The sequence below is a fragment of the Neoroseomonas rubea genome (assembly GCF_016106015.1).
GTDB classification, from domain to species: domain Bacteria; phylum Pseudomonadota; class Alphaproteobacteria; order Acetobacterales; family Acetobacteraceae; genus Neoroseomonas; species Neoroseomonas rubea.
In genome coordinates this window covers 1-12,587 of record NZ_JACADQ010000098.1, presented here as the reverse complement: position 1 = coordinate 12,587, position 12,587 = coordinate 1, and the positions used below count along the sequence as shown (strand labels likewise).

At 72.9% G+C, this 12,587-nt stretch carries 10 protein-coding genes; 6 read left to right on the top strand and 4 right to left on the bottom strand.

The window, feature by feature from the left end:
- On the top strand, nucleotides 1-738 hold a 738-nt coding region (locus HW577_RS11700; RefSeq protein ID WP_198376314.1), incomplete at its 5' end, for an SDR family NAD(P)-dependent oxidoreductase.
- Here HW577_RS11700 and HW577_RS11695 read toward each other — a convergent pair.
- Together HW577_RS11695 and HW577_RS11690 are read right to left on the bottom strand one after the other, a co-directional pair.
- Entirely contained in the window at nucleotides 732-1,565 is an 834-nt protein-coding gene (locus tag HW577_RS11695; RefSeq protein WP_198376313.1) for an alpha/beta fold hydrolase, read from the bottom strand. The two genes, HW577_RS11700 and HW577_RS11695, sit on opposite strands and share 7 nt — an antisense overlap.
- Before the next feature lie 32 nt (nucleotides 1,566-1,597).
- Nucleotides 1,598-2,803 carry a CaiB/BaiF CoA transferase family protein gene (locus HW577_RS11690; RefSeq protein ID WP_198376312.1) on the bottom strand — a complete coding sequence of 402 codons (1,206 nt, stop codon included), beginning with the start codon at nucleotides 2,801-2,803 and terminating at the stop codon, nucleotides 1,598-1,600.
- 150 nt (nucleotides 2,804-2,953) lie between these two features.
- Here HW577_RS11690 and HW577_RS11685 point away from each other — a divergent pair, with 150 nt between their 5' ends.
- From HW577_RS11685 to HW577_RS11675, 3 genes are all read left to right on the top strand, one after another.
- On the top strand, nucleotides 2,954-3,922 hold the full coding sequence (locus tag HW577_RS11685) for a Bug family tripartite tricarboxylate transporter substrate binding protein (protein ID WP_198376311.1): 969 nt from the start codon (nucleotides 2,954-2,956) through the stop codon (nucleotides 3,920-3,922).
- Between the two features lie 76 nt (nucleotides 3,923-3,998).
- The gene (locus HW577_RS11680) at nucleotides 3,999-5,510 is read left to right on the top strand and encodes an aldehyde dehydrogenase family protein (RefSeq protein ID WP_198376310.1); all 1,512 of its coding nucleotides are present in this window, start codon (nucleotides 3,999-4,001) and stop codon (nucleotides 5,508-5,510) included.
- Entirely contained in the window at nucleotides 5,510-5,962 is a 453-nt protein-coding gene (locus HW577_RS11675) for a surface-adhesin E family protein (protein ID WP_198376309.1), read from the top strand. Before HW577_RS11680 ends, HW577_RS11675 begins: the two co-directional genes overlap by 1 nt.
- A gap of 6 nt (nucleotides 5,963-5,968) precedes the next feature.
- On the opposite strand, the gene HW577_RS11670 is transcribed toward HW577_RS11675, so the two are convergent.
- Nucleotides 5,969-7,378: a tetratricopeptide repeat protein gene (locus HW577_RS11670; protein WP_198376308.1), complete on the bottom strand. Its 1,410-nt coding sequence runs from the start codon at nucleotides 7,376-7,378 to the stop codon at nucleotides 5,969-5,971.
- A 90-nt stretch (nucleotides 7,379-7,468) separates the two neighbouring features.
- Between HW577_RS11670 and HW577_RS11665 the strand changes: the two genes are divergently transcribed.
- Together HW577_RS11665 and HW577_RS11660 are read left to right on the top strand one after the other, a co-directional pair.
- On the top strand, nucleotides 7,469-9,850 hold the full coding sequence (locus HW577_RS11665; RefSeq protein ID WP_198376307.1) for a penicillin acylase family protein: 2,382 nt from the start codon (nucleotides 7,469-7,471) through the stop codon (nucleotides 9,848-9,850).
- 54 nt (nucleotides 9,851-9,904) lie between these two features.
- Nucleotides 9,905-10,669 (top strand): arginyltransferase, encoded by a 765-nt coding sequence (locus HW577_RS11660; protein ID WP_198376306.1) that lies wholly within the window; start codon nucleotides 9,905-9,907, stop codon nucleotides 10,667-10,669.
- A 3-nt stretch (nucleotides 10,670-10,672) separates the two neighbouring features.
- Here HW577_RS11660 and HW577_RS11655 read toward each other — a convergent pair whose 3' ends face one another.
- On the bottom strand, nucleotides 10,673-12,283 hold the full coding sequence (locus tag HW577_RS11655) for a GMC family oxidoreductase (RefSeq protein ID WP_198376305.1): 1,611 nt from the start codon (nucleotides 12,281-12,283) through the stop codon (nucleotides 10,673-10,675).
- Nucleotides 12,284-12,587 lie beyond the last annotated feature (304 nt).

The following is a 12,587-nucleotide window of genomic DNA, read 5'->3' as shown; positions in this document are numbered from 1 at the left end:
GGCGGCATCGGCGGCGCCATCGCCACCGAACTGGCCGGCGCCGGGGCCGCGGTCGCGCTGCTCGACAGGGACGGGGCGGGCGCCAGGGCACGCGCGGAAGCCCTGCGCGCCGCTGGCGCGAACACCTTCGCCACCGCCTGCGACACCACGGACGAACCCAGCGTCCGCGCCGCCTTCGCCGCCTGCCGCGCCGCGCTCGGGGATGCCGACATCCTCGTGAACAATGCCGGCATCCTGCGCCCAGGCCCGCTCGCGGAGATCGCGATCGAGGCCTGGAACGCGCTGCTCGCGGTGAACCTGACGGGCTACCTCGCCTGCGCCCAGGCCGCGCGGCCGCAGATGCTTGCGAAAGGCGGCGGGGCGATCATTCACATCGCCTCCATCGCCGCGTCCAACCCGCAGCCACGCAGCGGCGCCTACAGCCCGTCCAAGGCCGGCGTCGCGATGCTGTCGCGCCAGCTCGCCCTGGAATGGGGGCCCGACGGCATCCGCAGCAACATCGTCAGCCCCGGCTTCATCCGCACGCCGCTGTCGGAATCCTTCTACCAGGCGCCCGGCATCCTGGAGCGGCGTGAGGCGATGCTGCCCAGCCGGCGCATCGGCACGCCGCAGGACATCGCCGATGCCGTGACCTTCCTCGCGAGCCCCCGCGCCGCCTATGTGAACGGCGCCGAGTTGCTGGTGGACGGGGGCCTCGACCAGGCGCTGATGGAACTGACGCCCCGTCCGGGCTACTGAGCGAGGAAGTCGGTGACCAGCGCGACCTGCGCCGGGTCCATCAGGGCCGGCGCGTGGCCCGCGCCCGCGATCTCCGCCAGTTCGACGTTCGGCGCGGCCGCCATCGCGGTCGCTGTCTCCCGCAGCAGCAGGTCGCTTTCCGCGCCGCGGATCAGCAGGACGGGCACCTTCACGCGCTCCCACAGCGCCTGCATGTCGAGCGCCTGCGCCTCCATCGCGCGGATCGGCGCGGCGATCGCCGGGTCATAGTGCAGCGCGACCCCGCCATCGGCCGGCCGGGCGGATGTCTCGGCCAGGTGCCGCCACTCCGCATCCGACAGATGGCCGAAGGGCGCATGGACCACGCGCAGATGCGCCTCCAGAGTCGGGATGTCGCTGAACACGGGCTCGGTGCCGACATAGTCGCGGATGCGCGCCATGGCCGCCTGGGGCACGAAGGCGCCGACATCGTTCAGCACGAGCCGCCGGATCGGATTGCCCGGCGTCGCCGCGATGCCCATGCCGCAGATGCCGCCAAGCGAGGTGCCGACCCAGTCGACCGGCCCGTCGAGGCGCGCGAGGAGATGCGACAGCGCCGCGATGTAGACCGGCGGCTGGTAGAGCATCGGGTCCGGCAGCCAGTCGGAGGCGCCGCGCCCCGGCAGGTCGGGGCAAATCACGCGCCGCCCCCGCGCCGCGAGCGCGGCTGCGAGCGTATCGAAGTCGCGCCCCGACCGCGTCAGCCCATGCACGCAGACGACCGGCGCGCCATTCTCCGGCCCCCAATCCCACCAGCGGAGGGTGAAGAACCCGGCCGGCGAGAGCCAGCGCACCGCGCCTTCGCGCATCCTTTCTCCTCCGCCCCGCCGGGCGCCGCCGGCTACAGGATCGCCTTCGCGCGCAGCGCCGCGATCTCCGCGGCCTCCATTCCGAGCACGCCGCCGAGGACTTCCTCGGTGTGCTCGCCCAGCACCGGCGGCGCGGAGCGGTAGGTAGGCGGCGTCGCGCTCAGTTTCACCGGGTTGGCGATGACCTTCACCGTGGCGCCGCTGCCATGCTGCATCTCGAGCGTCATCTCGCGCGCCTGCACATGCGGGTCAGCGAACACGTCGGCCAGCGTATTGATCGGGCCGCAGCCGATCTTCTCGGCTTCCAGCGCCGCCACCCATTCGACGGTGGTGCGGGACTTCATCACCGGCGTCAGCGTCTCGGTCACCAGGTCGCGGTTGGCCACGCGCTTCGGGTTGGTCGCGAAGCGCTCGTCGGCCAGCAGGTGCTCGCAACCGAAGGCCTTGCAGAAGCGCTCGAAGGTCGGGTCGTTGCCGACGGCCAGGATGATGTAGCCGTCCTTGGTCGGGAATTCCTGGTAGGGGCTGATGTTCGGATGCTGGTTGCCCAGCCGCGGCGGGTTCTCCCCCGTCGCCAGGTAGTTCATGCCCTGGTTGGCGAGCCAGGCCACGTGCGTATCCAGCATGCCGATGTCGATCTGCTGACCCTGCCCCGTCGCGTTGCGGTGGTTCAGCGCGGCGAGGATGCCGATGCAGCCATAGAGCCCGGCAAACAGGTCGGCCACCGGGATGCCGACCTTCTGCGGGCTGCCATTGGGCTCGCCCGTCAGCGACATGACGCCACCCATCGCCTGGATCAGCGCGTCGTAGCCCGGGCGCGGCGCATAGGGGCCGGTCTGGCCGAAGCCGGTGATGGAGCAGTAGATCAGCCGCGGGTACTTCGCCTTCAGCTGTTCCCAGCCCAGCCCGTACTTCGCCAGCGCGCCGACCTTGAAGTTCTCCACGAGGATGTCGGTCGTCTCGAGCAGCCGGTGCAGGATCGCCTGCGCCTCGGGCTTCGCCATGTCGAGCGTGACGGACTTCTTGTTGCGGTTCACGCCGAGGAAGTAGGCGCTCTCCTTCGTCTCCGGCCAGAAGGGGGGCGCGAAGCCGCGCGTGTCGTCGCCGGCCTCGGGCCGCTCGATCTTGATCACCTCCGCACCCAGGTCGCCCAGCATCTGGGTGCAGGTCGGCCCGGCGAGGACGCGGGTGAGGTCGAGGACGCGAAGGCCCGCGAGCGGGCCGGCAGGCGTGGTCATGCGCTACTCCGGAAAAGGCTCGGGGGCAGGCTTAGTCCCGCCCCTTCGTGCCGGCAACCCGCGCCCGGCATCGCGCCGCGCGGCCGGACGTGGCAGGCTCGGCTGCGAGGCCGGACACACCGGCCCGCCCGAGGGAGGACGACCACGGCCATGACGTTCCGCCGCCGCCACCTGATCGCCGCCGGCCTCGCCCTGCCCGCCGTGGCGCGTGCCCAGCAGGCCCGGCCGGTCACCCTCGTCGTGCCCTTCGCCCCGGGCGGCACGACGGATATCGGCGCGCGCCTCGTCGCGGCGCGCCTCGCGCATCATCTCGGCCAGCCGGTGGTCGTCGAGAACCGCGCCGGCGCAGGAGGCGCCACGGCCGCCGACCATGTGCGACGCCAGCCGGCGGACGGGTCGGTGATGCTGATCGGCACCGCCTCGACCCACGCGGTCAATCCCGCGCTCTTCGCGGACCTCCCCTACGACCCGGAGCGCGACTTCGCCCCGGTCGCGCTGCTCGGCGTCACGGGCTTCGTGCTCGTCGTGCCAGCGACCCTCGGCATCACGGACATGGCCGCGCTGGTCGCCAGGCTGAAGGCCGAGCCGGGCCGGCACAACTATGCCTCGGCCGGGGTCGGATCGATGCCGCATCTGGCCGGCGAATGGTTCGCCCGCGGCGCCGGCGTGCGGGTCGAGCATGTGGCCTATCGCGGCGGCGGGCCCGCCTTGCAGGCACTGCTGACGGGGGAGGTGACCTACATGGTCGAATCCGCGCCCACCGTGGCCGGCGCGATCGCCGACGGGCGCCTGCGCGCCCTGGCCCGCGCCAGCCTGCGCCGCTCCGGCCCGCAGGCGGACCTGCCGGCGATCGCGGAGATGGGCATCCCCGGCTTCGACGCAGAGACCTGGATCCTGGCCTTCGCCCCCGCGGGGACGCCCGCGCCGACCGTGGCGCGGCTGAACGCGGCCTTCAACGCCGCGCTGGCGGAGCCGGAACTGGTGCGGCGCCTGGCGGAGGTCGGCACGGTCGCGGTGGCGGACAGCACGCCTGAGACGACCGCGACCTTCGTACGCAACGAACGGGCGCGCTGGCGTCGCGTCGTCGCCGAAACGGGCGTCCGGATCACGCGGGAATAGCGCCGAGGCGGCGGTTCCCTCCGCCGCCCGGCGGGTCTATTCCTCCCGCCCGAAGCAAGACACCGAGGAGCGCCCGATGCTCGACCGCCCGCACCCGACCCCCGCCGCGCCAACCGCGGACCCCTTCGCACTGGCGAAGGCGCTCTCGGGCGTTCACTTCATCGGCGGCGCCTATGTGCCCGCGCGCTCGGGCAAGACCTTTGCCGTGGTGAACCCAGCGACGGGTGCCGAAGTGGCGCGCGCGGCCGAAGGCGACGCGGCGGATGTCGACGCCGCCGTGCAGAACGCGGCCAAGGCCCAGAAGGAGTGGGCGAAGGTGCCCGCGCGCAAGCGCGGTGCCCTGGTGCACCAGTGCGCGCAGCTGCTGAAGGAGCATGTGGATGAGCTCGGCCGGCTCATCGCGCTCGAGACCGGCAAGGCGCTGCGCACGGAATCCCGCGTCGAGGCGAATGTCGTCGCCGACGTCTTCGAGTTCTTCGGCGGCCTGGGCTCCGAACTGAAGGGCGAAAGCGTTCCCTTCGCGCCCAACGTGCTGAGCGTGACGGTGCGCGAGCCGCTCGGCGTGGTCGGCGCCATCATCCCCTGGAACGTGCCGATGCTGCTGATGGCGCTGAAGGTCGCGCCCGCGCTGGTCGCCGGCAATGCAGTGGTGGTGAAGTCGGCCGAGGAAGCGCCGCTTGCCGTGCTGCGCATCTGCGAGATCATGAACCGCGTCCTGCCGCCAGGCGTGTTCAACATGGTCTCCGGCTTCGGCCCGGAATGCGGCGCGCCGCTGGTCACGCACCCGCTGGTGCGCAAGGTGACCTTCACCGGCAGTGTCGAGACCGGGAAGATTGTCGCGCGCGCCGCGGCCGAGAAGCTGATCCCGGTGACGCTGGAGCTCGGCGGCAAGTCGCCGATGATCGTCTTCGCCGATTGCGACTTCGACAAGACGGTGTCCGGCGCGCTGACCTCGATGCGCTTCACCCGTCAGGGCCAGTCCTGCACCGCGGCCAGCCGCATCTATGTCGAGCGCCCGATCTTCGACCGCTTCGTCACCGCCATGAAGGATGCCGTGAACGGCATGGTCATGGGCGATCCGCTGGACGAGAAGACCGACATCGGCACCATCGTCTCCGAAGGCCAGCTGGAGAAGGTGCGCGGCTTCATCGCCGAGGGCACCGCCACGCCGGGGGCCACCGCCCATGTCTGCTCGGCCATGCCGACCGACCCGGCGCTGAAGAAGGGCCTCTTCATCCAGCCGGTGATCTTCACCGGCCTGACGAAGGACAGCCGCCTGGTGCGCGAGGAAATCTTTGGCCCCGTCACCGTCATCCAGCCCTTCGACGACCCGGAGGCGGTGCTGGCCGAGGCGAATGATTCCGACTACGGCCTCGCCGCGAGCCTCTGGACCAACAACCTCAAGGTCGGGCTCGACCTCGCGCACCGGCTGGAAGCGGGCCTGGTGCAGATCAACCAGAACCTGGTCGTGCAGGCGAACCTGTCCTACGGCGGCGTGAAGTCCTCGGGCCTCGGCAAGGAAGCCTCGCTGGAAGCGATGCTCGAGCACTTCACGCACAAGAAGACCATCATGGTGAACATGGCGTGATGCGCGCGCGGCCCGCCCTCGCCCTCGCCCTTCTGCTCGGAGCCTGCGCCGCCGAGGCGCCGGCGCCTGCGGCGCCCGACCCGCTCACCTATCCGCCGCCGCCGGCCGGCTGGCGCGCCATCCCGGCGCTGTCCACCGGCGGCGACATCGTAAGCGGCTATGTGCAGGAGAACGGGTTGGTCACAGCGGGCGCGGTCCGCCGCGCCTGGATCCTGCTCAACCTCCGGGAGTCCATCCCGATCCCGGAGACCGGCGGGCGCGCGCAGTCAGTGCGCTTCCTCGGCGAGTATCGCTGCGCGGAGCGGCGCTGGCGGCCGCTCGAAGGGGCATGGTTCGCGCGCCTCGGCGCGCAGCAGCCGGTGCACGCCGAACGCCCGCGCGGGCGGGACTTCCGGCCGGCCGAGCCCGGCACGCTCGGCGGCACCTTCCTCGACGCCGCCTGCGGGCTGTAGCGCGCCCTATTCGCCCCACTCGCCGAACAGGCGGAAGCGGAGCGCGCGCAGCGCCTGGCGCTCGGCGCCCAGCGCCTCGGCCTGGCGGAAGGCCGCGATGGCCGGCTTGATCCGCTTCGCCAGCCGGCAGGCGTCGCTGAGGCCGATCCACGCTGCGGCAAGGGTGGGCGCCGCGTCCGTCGCGCTGCCAAAGGCTGCCGCCGCCGCGTCATGCTCGCCGGCGGCGAGCAGCACCTGTCCCGCCCGCGCCAGCGCTTCCGCCGGGCCGCCATCGTCCAGAACCGCCCGTGCCGCCGCCGCCGCCGCCGCTGTGTCGCCACGCCGGAGCAGCCCCTCCGACAGCGCGAGGCCGACCGCCTGCGCCGCGGGCAACACCGCCATCGCCTCGGCAAGCGCGGTTCGCGCAGCCGCCGCGTCGCCTTCGGCCAGGAGAAGGTCGGCGCAGAGCCCCGAGAGCTCGGCCGAGGCCGGATGCACGGCGAGTCCCGCGCGCGCCGCCACCAGCGCATCGGCCTGCCGCCCAGCGGCCCTGAGCGCCTCGACGTGTCCGGTCCAGATCGCCGGTGCAGCCGCCCCGCCGGCCGTCAACGCGTCGAAGGCGGCGACGGCGACCTCGGCCTCGCCCTCCGCGAGGGCAAGACGCGCGAGGCGGGTCGCGACGGCGCGGTTGCCGGGCAATACCTCGGCCGCCTGGCGCGCGGCGGCGAGCGCATCGGCCCGCCGCCGCTGCAGCGTCAGCGTGTCCACCAGCGTGAGATGCGCCATCGTCTCTGCCGGGTCGAGTTCAAGCGCGCGTCGCGCCGTCCGCTCGGCCGGTCCCACCCGCCACTGGGCCAGAAGAAGACTCGCGTGGCGGGCGACAAGACCCGCCACCTCGGGATGCTCCGCGAGCGCTTCGGTCGCGACCGCGGATGCCTCCTCGAGCCGGCGCAGCCGCCACAGCGCGTCGAGACGACCGCGCCAGGCTTCCTGCGGGGCGGGTCGGTGGGCGCAGGCGGCGGCGAAGGCGGCCGCAGCCGCCTCGGTCTCCCCAAGCCGAAGCGCCGCCTCGCCGCGCAGCGCGTGCAGCACGGCGCCGTCGGGATGCGCCGACAGGCCGTGAGCGGCAGCCTCTGCCGCCGCGTGGGGCCGGCCGGCTTCGAGCAGGCGCCGGGCCGCCGCCTCCCATGCGGTCGATGGCGCGCCATCGCGCGTCATTGCCTCGACCATGCCTTCGAAAGCCGGGCCGGGCGCGGGTTCGAGCAGCGCGAGACCCAGGCGGGCCCTCGCATCGCCAGGGTCGAGATCCAGCGCGAAACGGAAAGCCCGCTCGGCGAGCAGTCGCCGGCCTTCGGCCAGCAGCGCCTCCCCTCGCGCCGCATGGGCCGCGGCGCCGGAAGGCGGCGGCGGGGCTCCGGCAACTTTTCGTTCCGTCATCGTCATATCTCTTCGGGTATCAGCCGGGCGCGGCGCCGTCCACAGGGGCCTTCCTTTCCCTCGGGCGGGGACATCCCCATCATTAGAATCATGCGAAGATTCCTCCGCTGGACGGGGCGGCTGCTGGTCGGCGGTGCCGCCCTCATCCTCCTCGCGCTCGGCATGCTGACAGGCGCGACCTGGTGGACGCTGCCGTCGCGGGATGGGACTCTGCCGGTCGCCGGCCTCTCGGCCCCGGTCGAGATCGCGCTCGACGCGCATGGCATCCCGCGCATCGCCGCGGCGAATGCGGAGGACGCCTGGACCGCCCTCGGCTGGCTGCACGCGCGCGACCGCATGTTCCAGATGGAAACCATGCGCCGCGGCGCGTCGGGGCGACTGGCCGAACTGACCGGCGCGCCGGCGCTGCGCGTCGATCGGTTCATGCGCCTGCTGGGCCTCGAGCGGCGGGCCGAGGCCGACCTTGCCGCCCTGCCGGATGAGACGCGGCGCGCGCTCGAAGCCTATGCCGCTGGCGTCAACGCCTGGATCGCCGCGCGGGGCCGCTTCGCCGGGCCGGAATTCGTGCTGCTCGGCGCACCCGAGCCCTGGCGGCCGGTCGACAGCCTGCTCTGGGGCAAGGTGATGGGGCTGTGGCTGGCGGGCAATTTCCGCACCGAGCTCGATCGCGCCCGGCTGGCCGCCATCCTGCCGCCGGAGCGGCTTGCCGACCTCTGGCCCGAGGACCGCACCCCCGGCCGTCCAGACGCACCGCTGATGACCGCGCACGCCGCGGCGGGACAGGATGCGGTCGCGGCGCCGGCGCTGGCCGGGCTTGAAGGGCTCGCCGCCGCCCTCCCGCGCTTCCCCGGCGACGCACCTCTGCCCTCCATCGCCTCGAACAGCTGGGCGGTCGCGCCGGGCCGATCAGCGACCGGGGCGCCATTGCTCGCGACCGACCCGCATCTCGGCTACCAGGCGCCGATCCTCTGGTACCTCGCCCGCGTCGAGTTACCGGGCGGGCGCGTGCTGGCGGGCGCGACGGCGCCCGGCGTGCCGGGCATCGTCATCGGCCGGAACGAGCGCCTCGCCTGGGGCTTCACCACCACCCACGCCGACACGCAGGACATCTTCGTCGAGCGCCTCGCCGGCCCCGATGCGTACGAAACCCCCGACGGCCCGCGCCCCTTCGCGGTGCGGGAGGAAGTGATCAACGTCCGCTTCGGCGCGCCCGTGACCATACGCGTGCGGGAAACCCGTCACGGCCCCGTGCTGTCGGACCTCGACGCGCCGCAGGGCCGGGCGGACGGGACCGTGCTCGCCGTCGCGATGGCGAGCCTCGCCCCGGGGGACAGCGCCGCGGCGGGGCTGCTGGCGCTGAACGGCGCACGCGACATCGGCCAGGCCCGCGCGGCGGCGCGGCTCATCACGAGCCCGGTGCAGAACCTGATGCTGGCCGACGCAGATGGGCGCATCGCCATGGTGGTGACCGGGCGGGTGCCGCTGCGCCGCGCCGGCGATGGCAGCGCCCCGGTGCCCGGCTGGGACGGCCGGGCGGACTGGACGGGCTTCATTCCCTTCGAGGCCCTGCCCCATGTCGAGACGCCGGCAAGCGGTCTGCTGGCCAATGCCAACAACCGCATCGCACCGCCGGGCCACCCCGCCTTCCTCGGCCGCGACTGGTACGGCGATTGGCGCTTCCGCCGCATCGGCGAGGTGCTGGAAGGCAGCCCGTCGCATGCCCCGGCTGCCTTCGCCGCGCTCCAGGCCGATCGCGTCTCGTTGTTCGCGCGGGAAGCGCTGCCCGCCCTGCGCGCCATGCCCCGCCCCGCCGGCGCGGCAGGCGCGGCGTTCGACCTGCTGGCCGACTGGCAGGGGCAGATGGATGGCGCGCGCCCGCAGCCGCTCTTGTTCCACGCGGCGCTTGGCCGCTTCGCCCGCCTGCTGCTGACGCGCGCCGGCGTCGCGGAGGATGCCTGGCGGCCGAGCCCGGAATTCCTCCGCCGCGTGCTGACGGTGCCGGAAGCCGGCCTCGCCTGGTGCGGCGCGTCAGGCTGCGGGCCGCTGCTGGCCGAGGCACTCACGCGCGCGGTCGCGGACCTCGCGCCGGTGCATGGCGCCGATCCGGCCTCCTGGCGCTGGGCCGCCGCCCAGCCGGCGCTGTTCGAGCATCCCGTCCTGCGCTTCGTCCCCGGCCTCGGCGCCCTGACGAGGATCGCCGTGCCCTCTGGCGGCGATGGGGAGACGGTGAACCGTGCCGGCCTGCGCCCGGAACGCGACGGCGTCTTCGGAAATGTCCATGGCGCAGGCTTCCGCGGCGTCTTCGACCTGGCCGATCCGGACGGGGCGCATCTCGTCATCGCGACCGGCCAGTCGGGGCACCCGATGAGCCGGCACTGGGCCGACCTGCTGCCGATCTGGCGGGACGGCACGCTGCTCCGGATCGGGCCGCTGGCCGGCGCTCCCTCCGGCCGGCTGCGGCTGGTGCCGTGAGGCGGCGGGCAGGTTGATTCCGGAAGGCCGCGCGACGACACTACCTGGACAGACATGCATCAACGCTCGGCCCGCCGCCCGCAATTCTTCTATACGACCGCGCCCCTTCCCTGCCCCTACCTGGCCGGGCGGACGGAACGGAAGATCGTGACCGAATTGTCGGGCACGGATGCCGAGGCGCTGCACGACCGCCTGTCGCGCGCCGGCTTCCGCCGCAGCCACAACATCGCCTATTCGCCGGTCTGCCCGGGCTGCCAGGCCTGCATCCCGATCCGCATCGTCGCCGAGGCCTTCGAGCCCGACCGCACCCAGCGCAAGGTCTGGCGCGCCAATGCCGACCTGTCCGGCGCCGAGATGCCGGCGCGCGCCACCGCCGAGCAGTTCGCCCTGTTCCACCGCTACCAGAAGGCCCGCCATGCCGATGGGGACATGGCGGCGATGGGCTTCTACGACTACCGCGCCATGATCGAGGACACGCCGATCGGCAGCACCGTCGTCGAGTTCCGCGACCCGGCCGACCGGCTCGTCGCCGCCTGCCTGACGGACCGGCTCTCCGACGGGCTCTCGGCCGTCTACTCCTACTACGAGCCGGGCGCAGAGCGGCGCTCGCTCGGCACGCAGGTCGTGCTTTGGCTGGTGGCGCGCGCGCGCGAACTCGGCCTGCCCTATGTCTATCTCGGCTACTGGGTGCCGGAGAGCCGCAAGATGGCCTACAAGGCCCGCTTCCGGCCGAGCGAGATCCTCACCGGCGGCGTCTGGCGCATGCTGGGCGAGGAAGCGGACGTCCCCGCCAGCAGCGTCACGCGCGTCGAGGCCTGAGCCTCAGGCCGCGCGCCGGATGATCTCCGCCGCGCGCTCGGCCAGCATCAGCACCGCGGGGTGGATGTTCGAGGACGGCACGAGCGGGAAGACGGACGCGTCCGCGACGCGCAGCCCCGCCACGCCGCGCACCCGCAGCTCCGTATCCACGACCGAGCGGTCATCGGCGCCCATGCGCACCGTCCCACAGGGGTGGTAGACGGTTGTCCCCGCCGTGCGGATGTAGTCGAGCATCTGATCCTCGCCCTCGGTCCCGCGGCCGGGGAACTGTTCTTCCTCGATCAGGCCCGCGAAGGGCTCGGTCGCCGCGATGCGCCGGCCGAGCTTCGCACTTTCCAGCATGATGCGGATGTCGGAGGCGGCCGAGAGGTAGTTCGCGACGATCCGCGGCTTCACCTCCGCGGCCGGCGCGCGCAGCGTCAGTTCGCCGCGGCTGTCGGGACGACAGACGCAGAAGTTGAAGGTGAAGCCCGGATGCTTGGCGAGGCTGCTCGCCGAGGTCCCCTGGTTGCCGCCGAGGCTGAAGTTCACGAACTGGAACTGCACCTCAGGCTCCTCGCTGCCCGGCAGCACGCGGGCAAACAGGCTCGCCTCCGAGGCACCCACGGCCATCTGGTTCTTCCGCCGCAGCATCCAGTCGAGCCCAAGGCCCGCCGCGCGCAGCGGGTTGGCCATGATCTCGTTCAACGTGCCGCAGGGCTTGGTGCGGAAGGCGAAGCGGACCATGAAGTGGTCCTGCAGGTTGCGGCCGACCTCGGGCGCATGGACTGCGACGGGAATGCCGAGGCCCTGGAGCGCGGCGCCATCGCCGATGCCCGACAGCATCAGCATCTTCGGGCTCTCGATCGCGCCGGCCGAAAGGATCACCTCCCGCCGCGCGCGCCACACCTCCTCGCCTTCCGGCCCGCGGACCAGCACGCCGGTCGCGCGCCCGTTCTCGATCAGGATGCGCAGGCCGAGCCGCTCGGTCGCGACCTCGAGGTTCGGGCGATGCAGCGCGGGCTTGAGGTAGGCGGTCGCGGGGCTCCAGCGCCAGCCGCGATGCACGTTGAGCTGGTTGGGCGCGACGCCCTCGAACCATTCCGCGTTGTTGTCCAGGTTGCGCGGAAAGCCGAGCCGCTCGCAGGCGGCCACGAAGGCGCGGCAGCCCGGCGAGGGTTCCGGCACCTCCCCCACCTGGACGGGGCCGTCCTTGCCGCGGAATTCGCTCTCCGGCCCGGCGAAGGTCTCGAGCTTGCGGAAGGCGGGCAGGCAATCCTCATAGGACCAGCCGCGCGCGCCGGACTGCGCCCAGCGGTCGTAGTCGCGCGGCGAGCCGCGCAGGAACACCAAGCCATTGACGCTGCCCGATCCGCCGATGACGCGCCCGCGCGGCCAGTAGACCTGCCGCCCGCCCAGTTCCGGCTCGGCTTCGGTCTGGTAGTTCCAGTCGAACTTCTTCGTCACGTACAGCCGCGCGAAACCCATCGGAATGTGGATCCAGGGGTTGCGGTCCCAGGGCCCGGCTTCCAGCAGCGCGACGCGCGCCGAAGGATCCTCGGACAGGCGCGCGGCCAGCACACAGCCTGCCGAGCCGCCACCCAGGATGACGTAATCCGCTTCGCGCAGCTGCATCGCGCGTTTCCCCCGTTTTTCCTCTCGCCATCCTCGCATCGCCGGCGCGGGGGTGCCAACCGCCGGTGGGCGTGGGATCCGATGCGGGCTTGGAGCATGATCACGGACGCGTGATACTTGCGACAACACGCAGGGAGGACGCATGCCAGCGCCGAAGCATACCGGCCCGCTGCCTCTCGATCCCGGGGCGCTTCGCCGGGCGACCGACCCGGCCGCCCTGGGCAGCGTGGGCGACGGGATCGCGCCCGAGGCCGACCGCCTCGCGCTCCAGCCGCGCGCGGCGGCCGCGCTCGCGCTCGGCGTC